Annotated in this window: 21 protein-coding genes; 10 read left to right on the top strand and 11 right to left on the bottom strand. The window is 67.1% G+C overall.

The annotated features are described in order from the left end of the window. Positions 1-11: 11 nt before the first annotated feature. Together glyA and rpiB are read right to left on the bottom strand one after the other, a co-directional pair. Positions 12-1,313, bottom strand: coding sequence for a serine hydroxymethyltransferase (gene glyA / locus B9N97_RS17280; RefSeq protein ID WP_085088870.1), 1,302 nt, complete (start codon positions 1,311-1,313; stop codon positions 12-14). Positions 1,314-1,461: 148 nt separating this feature from the next. Further along, positions 1,462-1,899, bottom strand: a complete 438-nt coding sequence (gene rpiB, locus B9N97_RS17275) for a ribose 5-phosphate isomerase B (RefSeq protein ID WP_085088868.1) — start codon at positions 1,897-1,899, stop codon at positions 1,462-1,464. A gap of 587 nt (positions 1,900-2,486) precedes the next feature. Here rpiB and B9N97_RS17270 point away from each other — a divergent pair. After that, a complete protein-coding gene (locus B9N97_RS17270) occupies positions 2,487-2,930 on the top strand; it encodes a Ros/MucR family transcriptional regulator (RefSeq protein ID WP_042701716.1) in 444 nt (147 codons plus the stop codon). 231 nt (positions 2,931-3,161) lie between these two features. On the opposite strand, the gene B9N97_RS17265 is transcribed toward B9N97_RS17270, so the two are convergent. Then, entirely contained in the window at positions 3,162-3,644 is a 483-nt protein-coding gene (locus tag B9N97_RS17265; RefSeq protein WP_244560752.1) for a hypothetical protein, read from the bottom strand. A 416-nt stretch (positions 3,645-4,060) separates the two neighbouring features. Then, positions 4,061-4,315, bottom strand: coding sequence for a DUF6898 family protein (locus B9N97_RS17260; RefSeq protein WP_085088864.1), 255 nt, complete (start codon positions 4,313-4,315; stop codon positions 4,061-4,063). A 139-nt stretch (positions 4,316-4,454) separates the two neighbouring features. On the opposite strand from B9N97_RS17260, the gene B9N97_RS17255 reads away from it, so the two are divergent. The 5 genes from B9N97_RS17255 to B9N97_RS17235 all read left to right on the top strand — a co-directional run bounded on the left by B9N97_RS17255 (position 4,455) and on the right by B9N97_RS17235 (position 8,470). Beyond that, on the top strand, positions 4,455-4,967 hold the full coding sequence (locus B9N97_RS17255; RefSeq protein ID WP_085088862.1) for a YciE/YciF ferroxidase family protein: 513 nt from the start codon (positions 4,455-4,457) through the stop codon (positions 4,965-4,967). Between the two features lie 115 nt (positions 4,968-5,082). Beyond that, complete coding sequence (locus B9N97_RS17250) at positions 5,083-5,502, top strand: hypothetical protein (protein WP_085088861.1); 420 nt, start codon at positions 5,083-5,085, stop codon at positions 5,500-5,502. A gap of 39 nt (positions 5,503-5,541) precedes the next feature. Further along, positions 5,542-5,952, top strand: a complete 411-nt coding sequence (locus B9N97_RS17245; RefSeq protein ID WP_085088859.1) for a hypothetical protein — start codon at positions 5,542-5,544, stop codon at positions 5,950-5,952. A gap of 13 nt (positions 5,953-5,965) precedes the next feature. After that, on the top strand, positions 5,966-6,457 hold the full coding sequence (locus B9N97_RS17240; RefSeq protein WP_167393324.1) for a GNAT family N-acetyltransferase: 492 nt from the start codon (positions 5,966-5,968) through the stop codon (positions 6,455-6,457). A 327-nt stretch (positions 6,458-6,784) separates the two neighbouring features. Further along, the gene (locus B9N97_RS17235; RefSeq protein WP_085088857.1) at positions 6,785-8,470 is read left to right on the top strand and encodes a methyl-accepting chemotaxis protein; all 1,686 of its coding nucleotides are present in this window, start codon (positions 6,785-6,787) and stop codon (positions 8,468-8,470) included. 45 nt (positions 8,471-8,515) lie between these two features. Here the strand turns inward: B9N97_RS17235 and B9N97_RS17230 are convergent, their stop codons facing one another. From B9N97_RS17230 to pdxH, 5 genes are all read right to left on the bottom strand, one after another. Continuing rightward, positions 8,516-9,337, bottom strand: a complete 822-nt coding sequence (locus B9N97_RS17230) for a universal stress protein (protein ID WP_085088855.1) — start codon at positions 9,335-9,337, stop codon at positions 8,516-8,518. 181 nt (positions 9,338-9,518) lie between these two features. Further along, positions 9,519-10,631, bottom strand: a complete 1,113-nt coding sequence (gene hypD, locus B9N97_RS17225) for a hydrogenase formation protein HypD (RefSeq protein ID WP_085088853.1) — start codon at positions 10,629-10,631, stop codon at positions 9,519-9,521. 123 nt (positions 10,632-10,754) lie between these two features. Further along, positions 10,755-12,149: a methyl-accepting chemotaxis protein gene (locus tag B9N97_RS17220; protein ID WP_244560751.1), complete on the bottom strand. Its 1,395-nt coding sequence runs from the start codon at positions 12,147-12,149 to the stop codon at positions 10,755-10,757. Positions 12,150-12,392: 243 nt separating this feature from the next. Further along, the gene (locus tag B9N97_RS17215) at positions 12,393-13,346 is read right to left on the bottom strand and encodes a cation diffusion facilitator family transporter (protein WP_143266745.1); all 954 of its coding nucleotides are present in this window, start codon (positions 13,344-13,346) and stop codon (positions 12,393-12,395) included. 87 nt (positions 13,347-13,433) lie between these two features. After that, positions 13,434-14,042 carry a pyridoxamine 5'-phosphate oxidase gene (pdxH, locus tag B9N97_RS17210; protein ID WP_085088849.1) on the bottom strand — a complete coding sequence of 203 codons (609 nt, stop codon included), beginning with the start codon at positions 14,040-14,042 and terminating at the stop codon, positions 13,434-13,436. Between the two features lie 189 nt (positions 14,043-14,231). Here pdxH and B9N97_RS17205 point away from each other — a divergent pair, with 189 nt between their 5' ends. Both B9N97_RS17205 and B9N97_RS17200 read left to right on the top strand, forming a co-directional pair. Continuing rightward, positions 14,232-14,705 carry an RT0821/Lpp0805 family surface protein gene (locus B9N97_RS17205; RefSeq protein WP_085088847.1) on the top strand — a complete coding sequence of 158 codons (474 nt, stop codon included), beginning with the start codon at positions 14,232-14,234 and terminating at the stop codon, positions 14,703-14,705. A 63-nt stretch (positions 14,706-14,768) separates the two neighbouring features. Beyond that, complete coding sequence (locus tag B9N97_RS17200) at positions 14,769-15,737, top strand: DnaJ C-terminal domain-containing protein (protein ID WP_085088845.1); 969 nt, start codon at positions 14,769-14,771, stop codon at positions 15,735-15,737. 97 nt (positions 15,738-15,834) lie between these two features. On the opposite strand, the gene B9N97_RS17195 is transcribed toward B9N97_RS17200, so the two are convergent. Continuing rightward, positions 15,835-17,193, bottom strand: coding sequence for a YihY family inner membrane protein (locus B9N97_RS17195; RefSeq protein WP_085088843.1), 1,359 nt, complete (start codon positions 17,191-17,193; stop codon positions 15,835-15,837). A 118-nt stretch (positions 17,194-17,311) separates the two neighbouring features. Between B9N97_RS17195 and fabI the strand changes: the two genes are divergently transcribed. Next, positions 17,312-18,160: an enoyl-ACP reductase FabI gene (fabI, locus tag B9N97_RS17190; protein ID WP_085088841.1), complete on the top strand. Its 849-nt coding sequence runs from the start codon at positions 17,312-17,314 to the stop codon at positions 18,158-18,160. Between the two features lie 135 nt (positions 18,161-18,295). Continuing rightward, the gene (locus tag B9N97_RS17185) at positions 18,296-19,459 is read left to right on the top strand and encodes a hypothetical protein (protein WP_085088839.1); all 1,164 of its coding nucleotides are present in this window, start codon (positions 18,296-18,298) and stop codon (positions 19,457-19,459) included. Positions 19,460-19,596: 137 nt separating this feature from the next. Here the strand turns inward: B9N97_RS17185 and ftsH are convergent, their stop codons facing one another. Next, positions 19,597-21,534: an ATP-dependent zinc metalloprotease FtsH gene (gene ftsH, locus B9N97_RS17180; protein ID WP_085088837.1), complete on the bottom strand. Its 1,938-nt coding sequence runs from the start codon at positions 21,532-21,534 to the stop codon at positions 19,597-19,599. Positions 21,535-21,606: the final 72 nt, after the last annotated feature.

Below are 21,606 nucleotides of genomic sequence, written 5' to 3'. Positions count from 1 at the left end.
AGAGTCGGGCCTTAGAGAGTCGGATAGATCGGGAACTGACGGCAGAGGCCGCGCACCCGCTCGCGCATCGCGGCCTCGACCGCCGTGTTGTCGCCGGAGTTGCTGGCAGCCAGCCCGTCCAGCGTCTCGACGATCATCTCGCCGACCTGTTTGAACTCGGCGGTGCCGAAGCCGCGGGTGGTCGCCGCCGGGCTGCCCAGACGGACGCCGGAGGTGATCATCGGCTTCTGCGGGTCGAACGGCACGCCGTTCTTGTTGCAGGTCATGCCGGCATGCTCCAGGCTGGCTTCCGCCGCCTTGCCGGTCAGGTTCTTCGGACGCAGGTCGACCAGCACGATGTGGCTGTCGGTGCCGCCCGACACGATGTCCAGCCCGCCGCCGATCAGCGTCTTGGCCAGCACCTGGGCGTTGTCGACCACCGCCTGGGCGTAGGTCTTGAACTCCGGACGCAGCGCCTCGGCGAAGGCGACGGCCTTGGCGGCGATGACATGCATCAGCGGGCCGCCCTGCAGGCCGGGGAACACCGCCGAGTTGATCTTCTTGGCGATCTCTTCGCTGTTGGTCATCACCATGCCGCCGCGCGGGCCGCGCAGGGTCTTGTGGGTGGTGGTGGTGGCCACGTCGGCATAGGGGAACGGGTTCGGATAGACGCCGCCGGCGATCAGGCCGGCATAGTGGGCGATGTCCACCATCAGGTAGGCGCCGACCTCGTCCGCGATGGCGCGGAAACGCTGGTAGTCCAGAACGCGCGGATAGGCGGAGCCGCCGGCGATGATCAGCTTCGGCTTGTGCTCGCGGGCCAGCGCCTCGACCTGATCGAAGTCGATCAGGTGGTCGTCCTTGCGGACGCCGTACTGCACCGCCTTGAACCACTTGCCCGACATGTTGGGCGCCGCGCCATGGGTCAGGTGGCCGCCGGCGGCCAGCGACATGCCCAGCACGCAGTCGCCGGGCTGCAGCAGGGCCAGCATCACCGCCTGGTTGGCCTGGGAGCCGGAGTTCGGCTGCACGTTGGCGAACTCGCAGCCGAACAGCTTGCAGGCGCGCTCGATCGCCAAATTCTCGGCGATGTCGACGAACTCGCAGCCGCCATAGTAACGCTTGCCCGGATAACCCTCGGCATACTTGTTGGTCAGGACCGAGCCCTGCGCCTCCAGCACCGCCTGCGAGACGATGTTCTCGGACGCGATCAGTTCGATCTGCTCCTGCTGGCGGACCAGCTCGTCGCGCACCGCGCGGGCCAGTTCGGGATCGGTCTCGGCGAGCGAGGCGGCGAAGAAGCGGCCGATCTCGGCGGTGTTGCTGCTGGTCATGGCGGAAGGTTCCTCGATCGAAGGGCGCGAAGCCGGCCGGACGCCCGGTCAGGCGGCTTCCGTTGGGTCTTTCCGGGCCCTGTCGCGTCCCGGTTGCGGGCCTTGGCGGCCAAATAAGGGGCCAGGAAAAGGCGGCGCGACGGCGCGCTCAGCCCATCTTGGCGATGCGGCGGCTGTGACGCTCGCCGCCTTCGAAACCGGTCTTCAGGAAGACGTCGACGCAGTCCTTGGCGATCTCCGGCCCGATGACACGGGCGCCGAGAGCGATCACGTTGGCGTCGTTGTGCTCGCGCGAAAGGCGCGCGGTGGTCACGTCATGGACCAGGGCGGCGCGGATGCCGGGATGGCGGTTGGCGGCGATGCTGATGCCGATGCCGCTGCCGCAGATCAGCACGCCCCGCTGCGCCCGGCCGTCGGTGACGGCGGCGGCCAGCGCCGCGGCGAAATCCGGGTAATCGACCGAGGCCGGCCCGTCGGTACCGAGGTCGAGGACGGTGTAGCCGGCGTCCTCGAGTTGCCGGGCGATCTGGGCCTTCAGCTCATAGCCGGCGTGATCGGAAGCGAGTGCCACGGTGCGGACGGTCATGACGGCAAAAACTCCGGTGCGTGCGGTAGCGGATGCACAAACGACGACAGCGCCGGCAATGCGGCGAAAGACGCCCGCACCCTACCAGATGTCGGTGCCGCCCGCCACTGCCACACCATGACATGGATGCATAGCTAACTCCGGGGCCAAGTCCGGCGCCCCCTCCGGCCGCGGCGGGAGACGCGGCGACGCAGTGACGCGGAGACGCAGGTCGCGCCTCCCGGCTTCCGGCCCGTGCCGAACCATGGCACCCCACCACCGCGAAGGTTTGGAGATGGATTTCACCTCTGCGTTGCCGAGAAGCCGAAACAAGGGAAATAGCCGGTTCGTTATAGGAGCGGGAAATCGCCCAATTGCCGCGGCGGACTCGGCGGAAAATCACAAGCCCCGGCTTACTAGACCGCCGCTAAAGCCGCGGCACAGCCACAACCGCGCAACGATTTTCAGCGAAGGCTGATTTGCACCGCGTTCCTTTGTTCTGGCAGCCAAGAGCAACTAATTTGGAGCTTGCCGAAATTATATTGACACCCAAATCACGGTATGCAACTTGGTTCGTACGGACAAATGAAAAACCAGGACACAGTGCAATGAGCGACCAGCTTCGCGCCGATGTACCGGACAATGCGCTGCTGCGGATGACCGCCGACATCGTATCGGCGTATGTCAGCAAGAACGTGTTGCCTGCTCAGCAAATCCCCGATGTGATCAATACGGTCTACTCGTCGCTGACTGGCCTGAATGGTCAGCCGCGCGAGGTCGCGGCGGAACCGCTGAAGCCTGCCGTTCCGATTCGCAAGTCGGTGACGCCCGAATACATCGTCTGTCTGGAAGACGGGAAGAAGCTGAAGATGCTCAAGCGGCACCTTCGCTCGACCTACAACATGTCGCCGGACGAGTACCGCTCCCGCTGGGGACTTCCGCCCGACTATCCGATGGTCGCGCCGAACTATGCCGCCCAGCGTTCGGAATTCGCCAAGCGCATCGGCCTCGGCCGCAGCTCCGGCCGCCAGACCCGCCGCAAGGCAGGCTGATCGTGTAAAGTCCGTATGCAACGCGGGCCGGTCCCAGGGGATGCGGCCCGTGTGCATGTCAGAACGATGGCAAAGCGGTCGGAACGGCGGCAAAGCCATCGGATTGGTTGACGAGAGGCAAGTCGGTCACCCCCGCCAGTTGCGACAAACCGACCAAAGCCGACATCGCAGCCGTCTCGCCGCATCCCGGCGGCCATGGCCCCAGGCGACGCCGCCCCGATTGGCCCAGGCTCAGTTGGCGCAGCCCTTGCGGCCCGACAGGCGGCAGTTGAACCGGTCGACATTGCGGCTCAGTTCCCGCCCGGTCGCCACATTCTCTTCATTCAGGCAGGTCAGGTAGGCCATCGACTTGTCGACATACTCCTTCACCTCGCCCTGACAGGACGACATCTTGTCGGCACTGAGGAAGGTCGACTGGTCGTCCATGCACAGCGGCACGTCCGGCTTCAGGCAGCCCGCTGCCGGGGTGGTGGGCTGGGGCGCCGTCGATGCCGCCCCGCCGGCCTGCGTACCCGGCGACGGTGCGGCGGGCGCGGCAGTCCGGCCGCCATGATCCTGCGTCCCGTGGCCCGGCTTCTGCGAGGTCGCGGCGGTTGCCGTCCGCACGGTGGCCAGCACCGGAAGGGCCGCCGTCAAGGCGGTTGCCGTCACGACCGCCGACATCACCGACACGCGCAGGAAAGCCGTCACACGAAGCGCCCTCACACCAACCATGGCCTCGATCCCCTGGTGTTTCGTTCCTCTGTCCGAAAGCCGGCCTGAGACCGGCCGGAACCATTCTTCGCATCCCCGCCGTGGCGGCGCGCGAGAAGGGCCATTTCTATGCGCCATTCGTTCAGAGATGCGCGGTTCTACAAGCGTTACACCCCCTGCGCCAGTGCCAACGGGCAGGCATAGGTCTACTGTCTGGGTCGAGCGGTTCGCTCTACGACCGGCGATCCGGCCTTGGACCATGTCCATTGCGGCCATGTCCCATGCGGGGTTGCCGGCGGAGGCATGCCGGCGCTCACCATCAGCAAAAGCCAGACTTCGATCCGCGCCGCCCGGCCCCGTCCGGCGGCGCGTTTTCTTTGGCAGGCCCCGGCCGGTCAACAACAGCCCGCCAACAACAGCCGGCCAACAACAGCCGGTCAGTAAAGGCCGCCGCGACCTTTCGGCCCAGGCTTGCCCGCACCACCGGCCGGGCTTCCGCCTTCCGCATTCTTGTTCTGGACGAAGCGCAGCTTGTTGATCGCCGTCCGCTTCAGCAGCTCCTGGCTGCCGGTCGCCGGGCCGGCCACCGTCACCTCGACGCCCGTCTTCGCGTCGATGGCGGTGACCCTGAGATAGCTGCCGACCCGCTGGAATTCGAAAAGCACCTCGCCGTCGCCGCCCGTTGCCGTCATGATCCGTCCCCTCCCCTATCCGAAGGCCGATCCCCGTTCGAGACCGCAACGCCCGGTGGCCGCCACTGTTGTTCCCGCTGCCATTCGGCGCGCAGGAGCCCCGCTCCGCCAACACCCACAGCGAGGAAGGACCATCATAATGGCCGCCAAGACGATGCAGGATCTGCTGATCGAGGATCTTCGCGACATCTACCACGCCGAGAAGCAGATCGCGAAGGCCCTGCCCAAGATGGCCAGGGCCGCCAGCTCCGACCAGCTGCGCAAGGCCTTCGAGACCCATCTGGAACAGACCAACGGCCAGATCGAGCGACTGCAGCAGGTGTTCGAGGAAATGGACACCCGCCCCCGCGGCAAGCATTGCGACGCGATGGAAGGGCTGATCAGCGAGGCGCAGGAAATCCTCGAGATGGGTCTGGCGCCCGAGGTTCAGGACGCCGCCCTGATTGCCGCCGCCCAGAAGGTGGAGCATTACGAGATCGCCAGCTACGGCACGCTCCACGCCTATGCCACCGCCTGCGGCCTCGACAAGGTGGCGCAACTGCTGGACGAGACGCTGCAGGAGGAAAAGGACACCGACACGCTGCTGAACAAGCTGGCCATCGGCGACGTCAACAAGAAGGCGATCGCCGCCAGCGGCAAGAAGGCCGCCTGATCCCCGCCAGACCGTGACCAATCGCCCCCGGGTCCGTCAAAGGCCCGGGCGGCGGTTGCAACCGCCGCGTCGGACCGGTAGCATCCCAGCCATCCGGTCCTTCGCGGTGTCTGTCATGCGCGGCTTTCTGCCTGCCCTCTGCCTTGCCCTGTTCCTGACCCTGCCGTCGGCGTTGCCGGCCGCCGCGAACGAAGGGGCGCCGGGCGCCCTGCCCCCGTCGGTGCGGATCAAGCCGCTGATGGTCCCGGTGGTGAATGCCGGCCGGATCGAGAAATACACCCAGGTCGAAGTGAACCTGGAAATCGGTGACGCGCTGAAGCTGGGCGAGGTGCAGTTGAGCATCCCCCGCCTGCACGACGCCATCCTGACCGCCATCTACAAGGGCATCGACGAGGGATGGATCGTCCGCGGCAACATCGCGAACGTCCCAGCCCTGCGCCGCCGGATCGACGAATCGGTGATCGCCATGTTCGGCAAGGATGTCGTCAGCCGCATCCTGATCACGCCCATCGCCCGCCAATCGTCGCTGCAATAACGCAACTCCAACAGCCTGTGCCGGGAGGATCGAGTCGTCATGCCCGTCGTCTATGTCGCGCGCAGCGCCGCCCTGACCAAATGGGCGTCCGACGTCGGCCAGGGTAAGCACATCTACAAGCTGGGCGTCGCGGAAGACGAGGCGGCGGTGAAGGCCGCCGTCGCCGCCGGCTGGGGTGGCGAATCCGACTGGAAGCTGGTCCAGTCGAAAGAGGTCGAGGATCTCGACGAGGACGGCGCGCTGGCACGGCTCGGCCGGCGCGAGAAGGTGATCGACCCCACCTATTACCCGCGCCTGAAGGGGGCGGCCGGTATCTACCGCATCACCCTGACCAACGTGCAGAACAGCCTGCTGGTCGCCAAGGCGATGACCGCCGACGAGCCGCTGACCGAGGTCAAGGTCAAGCCCAAGGACATCGCCGACTACATGATCCGCAACGCGATCGCCTGAGCAGTCCGCCGAAATGTCCACTTCGACGATCCGCCGCCCACCGATCCGCCGCGTCGCCTTCGACGCCCTGTCGCTGAACGAACTGCACGACCTGCTGGCCCTGCGCAGCCGCGTGTTCGTGGTCGAGCAGGCTTGCCCCTATCCCGACATCGACGGCCGCGACCCCGGGGCGCTTCACCTGATCGCGGTGGACAACGCCGGCGCCATCGTCGGCTGCGCCCGCTGCCTTGGCCCGGATGGCGAGATCTCCGATCCCGGGGGTCGTGACGCGACGGTTTCCTTCGGCCGGCTGGCGGTGGACCCGTCGCAACGCTCCACCGGGCTGGGGCGGGCGTTGGTCGCGGAATCTCTGGCGGTGCTGTCGGAACGCTGGCCCGGCCGCGACGTGCTGATCGGCGCACAGCTCTATCTGGAGCGCTTCTACGGCAGCTTCGGGTTCGCTCGGGTCACCGAACCCTACGACGACTTCGGCATTCCGCACATCGACATGCGGCTGCGTCGCTGACCGCAAAAAGCGGTCTTTCGATATGCACAGGTTGCTGCGTCCCCAAGCCGCATGCGCGCAGAGGCAATAGCGACGCCCCATCCCGTTACCATCGGTAGAACAACCTCGGGGCGTTAACGCTTTGTTTGCAAGGCGGGTATAGGCCTTGTGTGACAGACAGAAGATTTCGTCATACGTAAAATTTTCGATGATCGAAATCGGAATTCCTGCCGTATCAGGTGTTGCATTCGAACGGGTTAGACACTCACCCGATTGGATGCGACTCCGCGAGGCAAGGCCACTGTCCGCGCGAATGACAAGCCCGTCCGGTCACATGAGGCGCAAGAAATGTCCTGGTTCATCAATCTCCGAATCGGCGGAAAGCTGCTGACGGCCTTCGCCGCGCTGATCGTCATCATCGGCGCGATCAGCTTTGCCAACTACGTCACGCTGTCGTCCATCCAATCCTCCATCGGCTGGACGATCCACACCTACCGCGTGATCCAGACCACCGACGCGGCGCTGGCGGCCATGGTCGACCAGGAGACCGGATTGCGCGGCTATCTGGTCAGCGGCGACCAGGCTTTCCTGGAGCCTTATCGCAAGGGTGAAGAGGCGTTCGACCGCGCCATGGCGGAGGTGAAGTCGCTGACCGCCGACAATCCGCAGCAGCAGGCCCGGCTGGAGGATTTGCGCAGGCACGCCGCCAGCTGGCGCCAGACCGTGGCGGAAAAGGAAATCGCCCTGATGTCCAAGGCCGAAACGCGCGAGGAAGCCCGCGCGATGGAAGCGAAGGCGCTGGGCAAGGCCTCGATGGACAATGTCCGCACGCTGGTCCGCCAAATTGGGGATGCGGAGCGTGCGCTGCTGACCCTGCGCAAGGACGAACAGAAGGCCGCCTTCTCGACCGGCTATCTCACCGCCATCGCCGGCGCGCTGGTTTCCGTGCTGGTCGCGGTGACCGCCGGCATGATCCTGCGCGGGGCCATCGCCACGCCCATCGTCGCGATGACCGCCGCCATGGGCCGTCTGGCCGGCGGCGACCGCGCGGTCGAGGTGCCCGGCGTCGGCCGCAGGGACGAAGTCGGCGCCATGGCCGACGCGGTCGACGTCTTCAAGCGCAACGCCATCGAGGCCGACCGCCTCACCGCCGCCCAGCGCGCCGAGGAAGAGGCCAAGGCCCGCCGCACCGCCCGGCTGGAGGAGCTGATGCGCGCCTTCGAAGGCAATGTGACCGCAGTGGTGCAGAGCCTGTCGGGTGCCGCGACCCAGATGCAGCAGTCGGCCGGCACGCTGACCAGCACCGCCGACGAGACCAACCGCCAGAGCACCACGGTGGCCTCGGCCGCCGAACAGGCCTCCGCCAACGTCCAGACCGTCGCCGCCGCGGCGGAGGAACTTTCCTCCTCCATCGCCGAGATCGGCCGTCAGGTCTCGCAGTCGACCCGCGTCGCCGAACAGGCGGTCAGCGGCGCCAGCCGGGCCAACGGCGTCGTGTCCGGCCTTGCCGACGGCGCGCAGAAGATCGGCGAGGTGGTGGACCTCATCAACAACATCGCGGCGCAGACCAACCTGCTGGCGCTCAACGCCACGATCGAGGCGGCCCGCGCCGGTGAGGCGGGCAAAGGCTTTGCGGTGGTGGCGAGCGAGGTGAAGAGCCTGGCCAACCAGACGGCGAAGGCGACGGAGGACATCACCGGCCAGATCGCCACCATCCAGGGCGCGACCCGCGAGGCGGTGTCGGCAATCGAGGAGATCGGCCGCATCATCACGGAGATCAGCCAGATCTCCGCGACCATCGCCTCGGCGGTGGAACAGCAGAGCGCGGCGACCCAGGAGATCAGCCGCAACGTCCAGGAAGCGGCCCAGGGCACCCAGCAGGTGACCAGCAACATCGTCGGCGTCACCCGCGCCGCCGGCGAAACCGGCCGCGCCGCCGGCGAAGTCCGCAGCGTCGCCGACCATCTAAGCACCGAATCCACCCGCCTGCGCCAGGAGGTGGAGAGCTTCCTGAGCGGGGTGAAGGCGGCGTGAGGCGTCGGGGGAGAGGTTCGTTGCCCCTCCCCCTTCGACATCCGCTCAGTGCGACAGCAGCAGCGGCACCGGGCAGGTGCGCAGGACGTGGCGAGTCCCGCTGCCGCGATGCAGGAACGGGAAGCCGTAATGGCCATGGGCGCCCATCACCAGCAGGTCGGCGCCGGTGTCCATGGCGCGGGCCAGCAGGGCGTCCATCGCGCCGATGTCGTTGACCGTGAAGTGGGTCTGCTCCGCCTTCACGCCGTGGAAGGCGAGATGGTCGAGCAGCCCGACCCGCGGCGCTTCCGGCGCGGCGTTCGAGGCCTGGGTCAGCACGGTGATGACCGTCACCTCGGACGCCTTCTCCAGCATCGGCATGGCGTCGGACAGGGCGCGGGCGGCCTCGCGCTCGGCATTCCAGGCGACGGCGACGCGCTTGCCGATCACCGGGAAGCGGCCGGCATAAGGAATCACCAGCACCGGACGGCCGGAGTTCAGCACCACCTGCTCGTTCAGTTCCTCCGGCGCGGCCTGCGATCCGGCCTCGCGGTCATACTGGCCCAGCACCGTCAGGTCGGCGAAGCGCGACCAGATGATGACCTCGCGGATGACGTGGTTGTATTCGCCGTGGGTCAGGCCGTGCCAATGGCCCTGCAGGCCGGACGCCGCCAGCTTCTCGTTGAACAGCGCCTCGCTGCGCGCCGCCGCCTCGACCAGATGGTCGCTGGACCGGCGGGCGATCACGCTGGTGGCGCTGCGGTCGCCCTGGGCGAACAGGCCGCGCAGGAAGGCGCCGTGGCTCTGGGCCAGCGCGATGGCGGCGTCGAGTCGCGCCTCGACATGCGGGCCGCTGTCGAGATGGACGAGGATATGCTTGTAGGTCATGCGGGTCCTCCCGGTATGAAATGCGAAGTCTTGCGACGTCTGCCGTTTTCCGCGGAGCCATTGTGCAGCCAAACGGATTGTTTCATATGCATCATGTTTAACCGGGCGGCGTTCGTCCAGCAGCCTTCGTCCTGCCTGCGGTGAAAGGTCGCAATGGCTGAGACGCATCGCCCGGAACCGGTCAGGCGTCGCGGAACCGTCCATAGGTGTAGTGCGCCGCGCAGGCGCCTTCGGCCGAGACCATGCAGGATCCCATCGGGTTTTCCGGGGTGCAGACGGTGTCGAACAGCTTGCAGTCGACCGGCCGCTTCACCCCGCGCAGGATGGCGCCGCAATCGCAGCCCTTGTGGTCGGGCACGCTGGCCCCGGAGATGGGAAAGCGTCGCTCGGCGTCGAAGGCGGCATAGGCCTCGCGCAGCTTCAGCCCGCTGTGCGGGATGCTGCCCAGCCCGCGCCATTCGAAGCTCGGCCGGGTTTCGAAGATCTCCAGCACCAGCGCCTGGGCCTTGCGGTTGCCGTCGGCGGTGACGGCGCGGGTGAACTGGTTTTCCACCTCCGCCCGCCCGTCGTTGATCTGGCGGACCAGCATCAGGATGGATTGCAGCACGTCCAGCGGCTCAAAGCCGGAGATCACCACCGGCTTGCCGTGTTCGACGGCGGCAGGGGCGTAGGCCTCCGACCCGATGACGACGGAGACATGGGCCGGCCCGACGAATCCGTCGAGCGACAGCCCCTCATCCGCCCCCGCCAGAATGCCCTGGATGGCCGAGGGGGTGAGCACATGGTTGCAGAAGACGGAGAAGTTGGTCAGCCCCTGCGCCGCCGCCGCCCGCACCGCCAGCGCGGTGGGCGGGGTCGTGGTCTCGAAGCCGATGGCGAGGAACACCACCTGCCGGTCCGGATTCTCCGCGGCAATGCGCACCGCAGCGTCGGCCGACACCACCATGCGCACGTCGGCACCCTGCGCCTTGGCCTTCAACAGGCTGAGCCGGCCCGACCCCGGCACCCGCATGACGTCGCCATAGGTGCACAGCGTCACCTCCGGCCGGCGGGCCAGCGCGATGGCGTCGTCGATCCGCCCGACCGGCAGGACGCAGACCGGACAGCCCGGCCCATGGATCATGCGCACATTGTCGGGCAGCAGGTCGGGAATGCCGTAGCGCGAGATGGCGTGGGTGTGGCCGCCGCAGAACTCCATCAGGTGATAGGAGCGGTCGGCCCGCACCTCCCGCGCGATGGCGGCGGCGACGTTGCGGGCAAGCACCGGATCGCGGAACTCATCGACATATTTCATGGTCGCTCCCTCTGCCCCGCCATTTCACCCGCAAGGCTGATCGTATGCGTTGATACGGATCAAGAGGGAAGTTCGGCAATTCGCGCGCTTGCCGGCGCGCCCGCCCGTGCGCCTGCCGCTATCTCACACCTTGTATGCCAGCCGCAGCCCGCCCCAATGGCGGCCGCGGACGGTGACGGGGGCGGAGACGTCCTTCATCAGGGTGTATTTCCCGCCGCCCATGTCGCGCCGGTAGGTCTGCAGCAGGAAGGGCTTGGTGTTGCGCCCGGCGGCCAGACCGACGCGGTCGTTGAAGATGCGGCGGTTGCGGCAGTTGGCGGCGTTCCACACCGGGTCACGGCCCTGCGGCTGGCTGAACTGGCGGTTGTGGGTGGGCAGATAGCCGTTCTCGTCGATCGCCACGCAGAAGACGATGCGGCTGTTGGCCGCCAGCACCGGCTCCTGGATGCCGGGCAGCACCCGGTCGCACAGTTGGGTGTAGCGGGTCAGCATCTGCTGCGGGTCCGATCCGGCGACCGGCTGGTACTTGCGGTCGAACAGATCCGACTCGCTGATATCGCCGCGGGCCAGCGCGTCCTCGAAGGCGGCGGACACCTTGGCGGCGGCGTCCTTGACCGCGGCGATGAAGGGGGTGTCGACCGTCTCGATGTTCAGTTCGGCGGTGATGCCGATCAGCCGCTCGCTCATGCCGACCAGATTGTTCACCCGGTCGCGCGCCTGCGCCAGATTGTCGCTGGACAGCTTCACGCCCGCCGCCAGATCGGTGATCTCGCGCTCCAGCTCGCCGCAATTGCCGCCGATCTCGGCGGAGGCGGCGTCGATCTTGTCGGTCTCGCCGTTCAGTTCGCGCATGGCGCGGCCGACCGTCTCGATCACCGTGCCGATGGCGGTGGTGCCCTCGCTGACCGCGCGGGCCTTGGCGGCGCTGGCGGCGCTCTCCGCCATCAGGCGCTGGGCCTGCTCGTTCAGCACCTTCAGCGTCGCGTCGATTTCCGTCGTCGCCTCGCTGGTCTTGGTGGACAGCGACTTCACCTCGTTCGCCACGACGGCGAAGCCGCGCCCGGCCTCCCCGGCACGGGCCGCCTCGATGGTGGCGTTCAGCGCCAGCAGGTTGGTCTGCTTGGCGATGGTGAAGATCTCCTTGGCTACCTTGCCGACGCGGTCCAGCGCCTCGCGCAGCCCGGCGATCTGCCCCTCGATCCCCGTCACCGACGACACCAGCGCATGGATGTCGGACAGCGACTGCTGCACCCGGTCGTGGGAGCTGTCGACCTCCTGCCGCGCCTGCTCGGTGACCGAGCGCGCGACGGCCGACGCCTCCGAAATCCGCTGCGTGCTGCGCGACATCTTGGCGCCGGTGTCGCGCAGTTGCGTGAACACCTCCGACTGGTGGGTGACGCGGGCGTTCACGTCCTCGATATGGCCGGCGATATCCGCGATCTCGATTCCGAGATTGCCAGCTTCCTGCGCGATGTCCGCGATCAGATGCGGACGAAGCCCAAAGCCACCATCCATCATGTCCACCATTCTTGCTGTTTTGTAGCCGAGCGCTTTCTCCCAAGAACTATTATTGCGCTTTTGATACAGATTCGCAACGAACGGGGTGCCGGATTGATGCCCGGCACCCCTGTCCTTTGGTAGGATACCCTAAGGGGAGCACACGCCCGGCGATTGTGCGATACCTCTCGCCCGACGCGAAATGCGGGTTATCCCGCACTACGGAACCCTATCGAAGGCTGCGCCACCCACAACCGCCGGTGATCAGCCGACGATCCGGTGATCCAGCCGTTCGTCGGCCAGCCCGGCCGGCTCCTGGTGAACGATGACCTCGGTATTCGCGAAGGCCTCCTGCAGCCGCCGCTCCACCCTGTCGGCGATCTCGTGCGCGGCGGTCAGGCTCAAGTCACCGTCCAGCTCCAGATGCAGTTCGATGAAACAGCCGGTGCCGGCGTTGCGCGTGCGCAGGTCGTGCAGGCCGCGCACCCCCGGCTCGGCCCGTGCCAGCTCGACGATGCGCCCGCGTTCCTCCTCGGCCAGTTCGCGGTCCATCAGCACGTCCAGCGCGTCGCGCGCCACGCCGCGGGCGCCGTTCAGCAGGAACAGGGCGATGCCGATGCCGAACAGCGGGTCGACCACGGTCAGCCCGGTCGCCTCGGTCAGCAGGATGGCGACGATGACCGCGCCGTTCATCAGCAGGTCGCCGGAGTAGTGCAGCCGGTCCGCCCCGATGGCGACGGAGTTGGTCGCCGCCTGCACCCGGCGCTGGAAGGTGATGAGCCCGGCGGTCAGCACGATCGACAGCAGCATCACGGCGATGCCCATCGTGCCCTCGGTGATCGGCTCCGGCCGGATCAGCCGCCGCACCGCCTCCACGCTCAGCAGCACGGCCGAGCCGCCGATGAAGGCGGCCTGGGCGAGCGCGGCCAGCGCCTCGGCCTTGCCATGCCCGAAGCGGTGGTTGGCGTCGGCCGGGCGCAGGGCATGGCGCACCCCCAGCAGGGTCACCACCGACGCCATCAGGTCGGTGCAGGAATCGATCAGCGACGACAGGATGCTGACCGACTCGGTCAGCAGATAGGCAGCCAGCTTCGCCGCGATCAGGGTGGAGGCCACCGACACGCTGGCATAGGTGGCATAGCGGCGCAGCCGGTCCGCCGATGCCGCATTCTGCGCACTCTGCGCACTGTCGCTCAATGCTCGCTCCCCCCTATCCATTCGACCGGCCGCCCCGGCCGGCGCGCGACCGTAGCGGCCCATCCTTACGGGGCGCTTACGGCCGGCCTGTGCCTGGAGTGCCCCGGTTTACGGATAAAGATGCTCGGTGGTCCAACCCGTCTGCGTGCCGTCGGTCCCCTCGGCGCGCAGGAAGACCAGCCGGTCGTGCAGGCGGAACGGACGGTCGCGCCAGAATTCGATCCGCGAGGGCAGCACGCGGAAGCCGGTCCAGTGCGGCGGGCGCGGCACGGTGCCGATGGCGTATTTGGCGGCGAACTGCGCCACGCGCTTCTCCAGCTCCCACCGCCCCTCCAGCGGGCGCGACTGCAGCGAGGCCCAGGCGCCGATGCGGCTTTCGCGCGGCCGGCTTTCGAAATAGGCGTCGGCCTCGGCGTCGGTGACGACCTCCACCGGCCCCTCCACCCGCACCTGACGGCGCAGGCTCTTCCAGTGGAAGCACAGGGCGGCGTTCCGATTCGCCAGCAGCTGGGTGCCCTTCCGGCTTTCGGTGTTGGTGTAGAAGACGAAACCGCGCGGATCGATCCCCTTCAGCAGAACCATCCGCACCGACGGGATGCCGTTGGCGTCGGCGGTGGCGAGCGCCATGGCGTTGGGATCGTTCGGTTCGCTCTGCTCCGCCTCCTTCATCCATTCGGCGAAGAGATCGTAAGGGTCGCGGTCGGTGCTGTCCGTCATGCCTGTGGTCCTGTATCGATGGGTCCCGCGCCGCCGTCCGGCCGGGGGAGCGCGAGCTGGCTTCCGTGCAAAAGCGTAAGGGTCACAGCCTCATCACAATTCACAGCAAGCATAGGGTCGCTTATATCACTGTCCACCGCGAAGCCACCGATAAGGTGCCGCGGCAACCAACCTTTTCGAGGCGCAAGGATGTTCGTGAAGAAAGTCGTTCCGGCCATGATCGTCGCCGGCCTGCTGGCCGGCTGCCAGCTGGGTGGCCAGAAGGAAACGATCGGCACGGCGGGCGGCGCCGTCGCCGGCGGCCTGATCGGCTCGCAGATCGGCGGCAGTACCGGCAAGCTGGTGGCGACCGGCGTCGGCACCCTGCTCGGCGCCTTCATCGGCCGGGAGGTCGGCAGCTCGCTCGACAAGGCCGATGCCGGCTATGCCGAGACCGCCGCCCGCCAGGCCTACGCCGCCCCGGTCGGCGACCGCATCAACTGGAACAACCCGCAGTCGGGCAATTCCGGCACGATCGTCACCACCCGCGACGGCTACAGCAGCGCCGGCACCTATTGCCGCGAGTTCCAGCAGACCATCGTCGTGAAGGGCCGGACGGAGCAGGCGTACGGAACCGCTTGCAAACAGGCCGACGGTACGTGGAAGATCATCGGCAACTCGTAACTCGCCGACCAGCACCCCGCACTCGCAACCTTTAAGCCCCCCTGGGGCGGGAACCCTCTGCCCGTGGCCACGCGCGATCCCTACAGCGTTCTCGGCGTCAGCCGGTCCGCCAGTGCCGACGACATCAAGAAGGCATACCGCAAGCTCGCCAAGCAGCATCACCCGGATCTGAAGCCGGGCGACGCCGCCAACGAGGAGCGGTTCAAGGAAATCTCGGCGGCCTACACGCTGCTGTCGGATGCCGAGAAGCGCGCCCGCTACGACCGCGGCGAGATCGACCCGTCGGGGCAGGAACGGCACGCGGGCTTCGGCTCGCGCGGCCGTTCCGGCAGCCGCGGCCGGGCCTACAGCAGCACGGCCGACGACACCTTCTTCGGCGGCGGCGACGACTGGTTCTCCGACCTGTTCGGCGGCGGCCGGCGCCGTCCCGGCGGGCCTGGGGCCGGAGCGGGTGCGGGTGCGGGGGCCGGCGGGTCCGCAGGGCCGCGGGTGCGGGGCAGCGACATCTCCTATTCGGTCACCGTCCCCTTCGTCGAGGCGGCGAACGGGTCGAAGCGCCGCATCAACCTGTCCAACGGCAAGAGCATCGACGTCGCCATTCCGCCGGGGACGGAGAACGAGACGAAGCTGCGGCTGAAGGGCCAGGGCCTGCCCGGCATGGGCGGCATGCCCAACGGCGACGCCATCGTCGAGGTGCATGTCGAATCGCACCCCTACTTCACCCGGCAGGACAGCGACATCCATGTCGAGGTGCCGATCACCCTGAACGAGGCGGTCCTGGGCGCCACCGTCAATGTTCCGACCATCAGCGGAAAGGTGGCGGTGAAGGTGCCGCCCGGCGCCAACACCGGTTCGGTCCTGCGGCTGCGCGGCAAGGGCGTGGTCAATCAGGCCACCAAGCAGCCCGGCGACCAGTATGTGAAGCTGAAGGTCGTCCTCCCCGACCCGCCCGACGCCGAACTGGTCAAGTTTGTCGAGCAATGGGCCAAGACCCGCAGCTACGACGTCCGCAAGAAGGCGGGGCTGGAGTAAAAGCGACAGGTGCCCTCTCCCGCCTCTCGCACGAACGAAGTTCGTGCTGACGGCGTCAGGCGGATCGAAGATCCGCTGAGAGCCCCGGGAGAGGGAGTCACTTCTTCACCGCCCGCAACGGCACCGGCCCGGCGCTCCCCTGCCCGGCCGGCTGTCCTTCCGGCGGCAGGTCGTCGTTCAGCAGCAGCTTCAAGGGCACGTTCAGCAGGTCGCTCTGCCGCGCCTCGGCGGCGTCCAGCAGGCGGGCGGTGCGCTCCTGCCAGGGCAGGTCCAGCCCGCCCAGCCCGTGGACGGAGCCGCGCATGCCGATGCCCAGCGCCTTCATCAGCTCCAGCAGCGTCGCCTCGCCCATGTCGCGGGTGACCACCCAGGCGTCGCGCGTGGTGTGGGCCACCCAATGGGCGTCGCGCAGCTGTTCCAGGATGCCGTCGATCAGCAGCGTGCCCACCGGCACCCGGCCGACCAGCGTGCGGCGGCGCATGCCGACGCCCAGCCGGCTCGCCTCCATCAGCTCGTGCAGGACGGCCAGCGCCAGCGCCAGACGCTGGGCCGGCAGCAGCCCCTCCATGCCGCCGCGGGTGACCTTGCCGGCCCGCCATTCCGGCAGCGACGCGGCGACCACCGCGCCGAACAGCACCGTCGACCAGGCGATGTAGAGCCAGAACAGGAAGATCGGCACCACCGACAAGGCGCCGTAGATGGTCTGGTAGGCCGGGTATTCGCGCATGTACCAGCCGAAGATCGCCTTCGACCCTTCCAGCAGGATCGAGCCGATGGCGCCGCCGCACAGCGCGTCCAGCCAGAACACGTCGCGATTCGGGATCACCAGATACAGCAGCGTGCAACCCAGCAGCTGCAGCCCGAACGGCAGCAGCATGCCGATTCCCGCCAGCGGATGGACCACGCCCTCCAGATGCGCCACCTCCAGCGCGGTCCACAGCGTGCTGGACAGGGACAGGCTGGCGCCGGCGAACAGCGGGGTCAGCGACACCACCGCCCAGAAGGACAGGATGCGGGTCACGTAGGATCGCGGCTCGCGCACGCGCCAGACGGTGGCGAAGGACCCCTCTATCGTCCAGATCAGCAGCACCGCCGACACCGCCAGCCCGATCACGCCGAAGATCGGCATCTGCCCGGCGTTCGCCATGAAGCGGCCGAGATATTCCAGGATCGCGTCGCCGATCTCCGGCACCAGATTCTTCACCAGGGCAGTCTGGATGCGCAGCTGCAGCGCGCTGAAGGCCGGGAAGGCGGAGAAGATGGCGAAGCCGATGGTCATCATCGGCACGATGGCCAGCAGCGAGGTGTAGGTCAGCGCCGCCGCGGTCTGGAAGCAGTTGTCGTTGTAGAAGCGCAGCATCGAATGGCCGAAGAAGCCGCCAAGCTCCCTCAGGCCGGTCAGGATGCGGCTGCGCTCCTCCTCCTCGCGCCCGTCACTGTGCTTAGGGTGAGCCATGCGACGCCTCCTGCTGCCGAATCGCCCGCGTCGGTTTGACCGGTGGGCGCTTTCGTGTAGGATGCGCCCCACTTTTCGCGGCTCGTCCCGCAGCACATCCGTCGTTCACGAGGTTCCGATGTCCAATCCGATGCCGCTCATGGCCGGCAAGCGTGGCCTGATCATGGGCGTGGCCAACGATCGTTCGATCGCCTGGGGGATCGCCTCCACCCTGGCCCAGCACGGGGCGGAGCTTGCCTTCACCTATCAGGGCGATGCGCTGCTGAAGCGGGTGAAGCCGCTGGCCGAGCAGGTCGGCGCCAAGCTCGTCCTGCCCTGCGACGTGACGGACGAGGGCAGCATCGATGCGACCTTCGCCGCCATCGAGAAGGAATGGGGCGGGCTGGACTTCGTGGTTCATGCCATCGCCTTTTCCGACAAGAACGAACTGGACGGGCTGTACCTGGACACGACGCGGGCCAACTTCCTGCGCACCATGGACATCTCCTGCTACTCCTTCACCGCGGTGGCGCAGCGCGCCGTGCCGCTGATGAAGGACGGCGGCAGCCTGCTCACTCTATCCTATTATGGCGCCGAGCGCGTCATGCCCCATTACAACGTGATGGGTGTCGCCAAGGCGGCGCTGGAGGCCAGCGTGCGTTACCTGGCCGTCGATCTGGGTGGCCGCAACATCCGTGTCAACGCCATCTCCGCCGGTCCGATCAAGACTCTGGCCGCCAGCGGCATCGGCGACTTCCGCTATATCCTGAAGTGGAACGAACTGAACGCCCCGCTGAAGCGCAACGTCACCATCCAGGAGGTCGGCGGCGCCGGCCTGTTCCTGATGTCGGATCTGGGCAGCGGCGTCACCGGCGAGGTGATGCATGTCGACAGCGGCTATCACACCGTCGGCATGGTCGCGGTGGACGAGGCGGCCGAGGTCGCCAGCCTGCTGGGCTCGCTGGGCGGCACGCCGAAGGCCGGCTGAAATCCGGTCGGTTGAGCCGGAGAACGGCGCCCGCAATCGCATGATGAAGAGAGGGATCGGTCCGCCGATCCCTCTTTGCGTTTGCAAAAACGGCGTTTATGATTTGCGCAATATTCGCGGATTTGGGTAATATTCATGCGCGCTCGCAAGAAAATGGACTCGGTTTCTCCGATCCTTGAGCAGATCCTCTATGGCGGCTCCAGCGTGTCGATGAATCTCATCGCCATCACGCGCGAGATTCCGGAAGAGCAGCGCATGTTCAAGGCCCAGGGCCTGAACAATTGCATCCTGTTCAAATACCCGAACTTCGACGACCGCGAAGACGACGGCGGCGATCCGATCGCCGAGGACGAGGAGTTGGAAGGCGGCGAGCGCCCGGTGGAGACCGGCATCTATGTGCCGCACAACGCCCGCGCGCCGGAGGCCGGCGGCATCGCCATCTATCTGCGCGGCCGCAACGCCGAAACGCTTCTGGAGGAGCAGTTCGGCCTGAAGCATGGGCCGCAGGAGAACGGCATCATCGGCGACATGAAGATGCTGCAGATGATCGACGACGTGCCGTCGCTCGACGCCTTCCTGCTGAAGACCTGCTTCGAGGCGGAAAAGGTCGGCGTCGATCCGCGACACTGGCTGATCTCCAACGAGGAGGATCACCAGCTCCGCCGTCTGATCCGTGCCCGCATCGAGCCGATCGTCCGCAAGGCGCTGTCCGGCGGCAACGGCAATGCCCAAAGCATCGAGCGTTTCCTGGAAGCGATCTGGAACCCGAATCTGGAAGAGGCCGGCCTGTTCGTCTCCGCCTTCGGCATCGAACGGTCGGAAGCCGACACCATCTTCAGCGCGTGGAAGGGCACGACCTTCTACGAATACCAGCTGCGCCGCATCGCCCCGCGCGCCCGCACCATCCTGACCTGGCTGAACTCGCGGGACTGCATCCCGGTCGACATCCGCATGCACAAGCCCTACGAGACCCAGCTGCTGATGCACATCGAGCGGGTGGGCAAGCTGCTGGAAACCACGCTGCTCGACATCCGCACCATCCTGTCGGACTACGAGACCTCCTTCAGCAGCTTCATGAACGGCCAGCCGGAGCCCTTCCGCGACTATCTGCGCAGCATCCGCTCGCGCTACTGGCTGCTCGGCTACTGCGTGTCGGCGCTGACCAGCGTCGCCCATCTCGACGCCCGCTGCATGAAGAACACGCCCTCGCGCAAGCTGTACTTCGAAGGCATGCAGAAGCTGCTGCGCCAGTTCGACGTCGCGCTGGACCGTCGCCGCGAACAGAAGGGGGCGCTCTGAGGCATCAGCGGCAGTCCCCTCTCCCGCGCAGCGGGGGAGGGTTAGGGAGGGGGCAGAGCACTGAGCACTCCAGGAACACCCAACAAAAAAGGCGGCGCCTCGCAGCGCCGCCTTCTTCATGTCGGACCCCTGAGAACTCAGGTGCCCTGCGGTTCCGGACCGATGCCGCCGCTCTCCTGCCCGCTGCTGGGCGGAACGGAGGACCGGCGGCCGCTGCCGGTGGTCGGACGCGGCGGGACGGGCATCGTCTCGCGGTCGTCGTCGCGCAGGATCGGTTCGCCGCGCAGCAGACGGTTGATCTCGTCGCCGCTCAGCGTCTCGTACTCCAGCAGGCCCTTGGCCAGGGTGTGCAACTGGTCGATGTTCTCGGTCAGGATGGTCCGGGCGCGGTCGTAGCTCTCGTCCACGATGCGGCGGATCTCCTCGTCGACCAGCTGGGCGGTGCGATCGGACATGTTCTTGTGCTGGGTCACCGAATGGCCCAGGAACACCTCCTGCGTCGGCTCGCCGTAGAGCAGCGGGCCGAGCTTGTCGCTCATGCCCCACTCCGTCACCATGCGGCGCGACATCTCGGTCGCCATCTTGATGTCGCCCGAGGCGCCGGTGGTCACCCGCTCCTTGCCGAAGATCAGCTCCTCGGCGATGCGGCCGCCCATGGCCACCGTCAGGTCGGCCAGCAGTTTGGCCTGCGACAGGCTGATGCGGTCGCCTTCCGGCAGGCGCATCACCATGCCCAGCGCACGGCCGCGCGGGATGATGGTGGCCTTGTGGACCGGGTCGCTGTCGGCGCAGTGGATGGCGCAGATGGCGTGGCCGGCCTCGTGGTAGGCAGTCAGCTTCTTCTCGTCCTCGGTCATCACCATGGAGCGGCGTTCCGCACCCATCATGACCTTGTCCTTGGCGGCCTCGAACTCGGCCATGCCGACGACGCGCTTGCCGATGCGGGCGGCCAGCAGCGCCGCCTCGTTCACCAGGTTCGCCAGATCGGCGCCGGAGAAGCCGGGGGTGCCGCGGGCGATGACCTTGGCGTCGACGTCCGGCGACAGCGGGACCTTCCGCATGTGGACCTTGAGGATCTTCTCGCGGCCCAGCACGTCGGGGTTCGGCACCACGACCTGACGGTCGAAGCGGCCCGGACGCAGCAGCGCGGGGTCGAGAACGTCCGGACGGTTGGTCGCGGCGATCAGGATCACGCCCTCGTTCGCCTCGAAGCCGTCCATCTCGACCAGCAGCTGGTTGAGGGTCTGCTCACGCTCGTCGTTGCCGCCGCCCAGGCCGGCGCCGCGATGGCGGCCGACCGCGTCGATTTCGTCGATGAAGATGATGCAGGGGGCGTTCTTCTTGCCCTGTTCGAACATGTCGCGGACGCGGGACGCACCCACACCGACGAACATCTCGACGAAGTCCGAACCGGAAATGGTGAAGAACGGGACATTGGCTTCGCCGGCCACCGCGCGGGCGGTCAGCGTCTTACCGGTACCCGGCGGGCCGACCAGAAGGCAGCCCTTCGGGATCTTGCCGCCCAGCCGCTGGAACTTCTGCGGGTCCTTCAGGAACTCGACGATCTCCGTCAGCTCCTGCTTGGCCTCGTCGATGCCGGCGACGTCGTCGAAGGTCACGCGCCCGACCTTTTCGGTCAGCAGGCGGGCCCGCGACTTGCCGAAGCCCATGGCCTTACCGCCGCCGGACTGCATCTGGCGCATGAAGAAGATCCAGACGCCGATCAGCAGAAGCATCGGGAACCAGGACAGCAGAACCGAGAACAGCGACGGCACGTTGCTGTCGTCGGGGACCGCATTGATCCGGACATTCTTGTTGGTCAGGCGCTCCACCAGACCCGCTTCGGGCGGGACATAGGTGCTGAAGGAGCGGCCGTCCGAGAAATGGCCCGAAACCTGGTTGCCCTTGATCGTCACGTCTGCAACCTGGCCCCGGTCCACTTCGGCGAGAAGCTCGCTGAACGGAACGGTCGTTTGCGGGCTGCGGGTGGAAGAACTCTGGAACAGATTGAACAGGGCCACGAGCAGCAGCCCTATGATGATCCAGAGCGCGAGGTTCTTGCCGAAATTGTTCACGTCACACGCCTTTCTGCGAACCCATCGCCATGCGGTGCGCCGACAAGGCCGCACCCCGGACTCCTACGGGCA

The organism is Azospirillum oryzae (assembly GCF_900177515.1).
In the GTDB taxonomy this organism is placed as follows: domain Bacteria; phylum Pseudomonadota; class Alphaproteobacteria; order Azospirillales; family Azospirillaceae; genus Azospirillum; species Azospirillum oryzae_A.
Note: the sequence above shows the minus strand (reverse complement) of the source record. Positions and strands in the feature narration are given on the sequence as shown.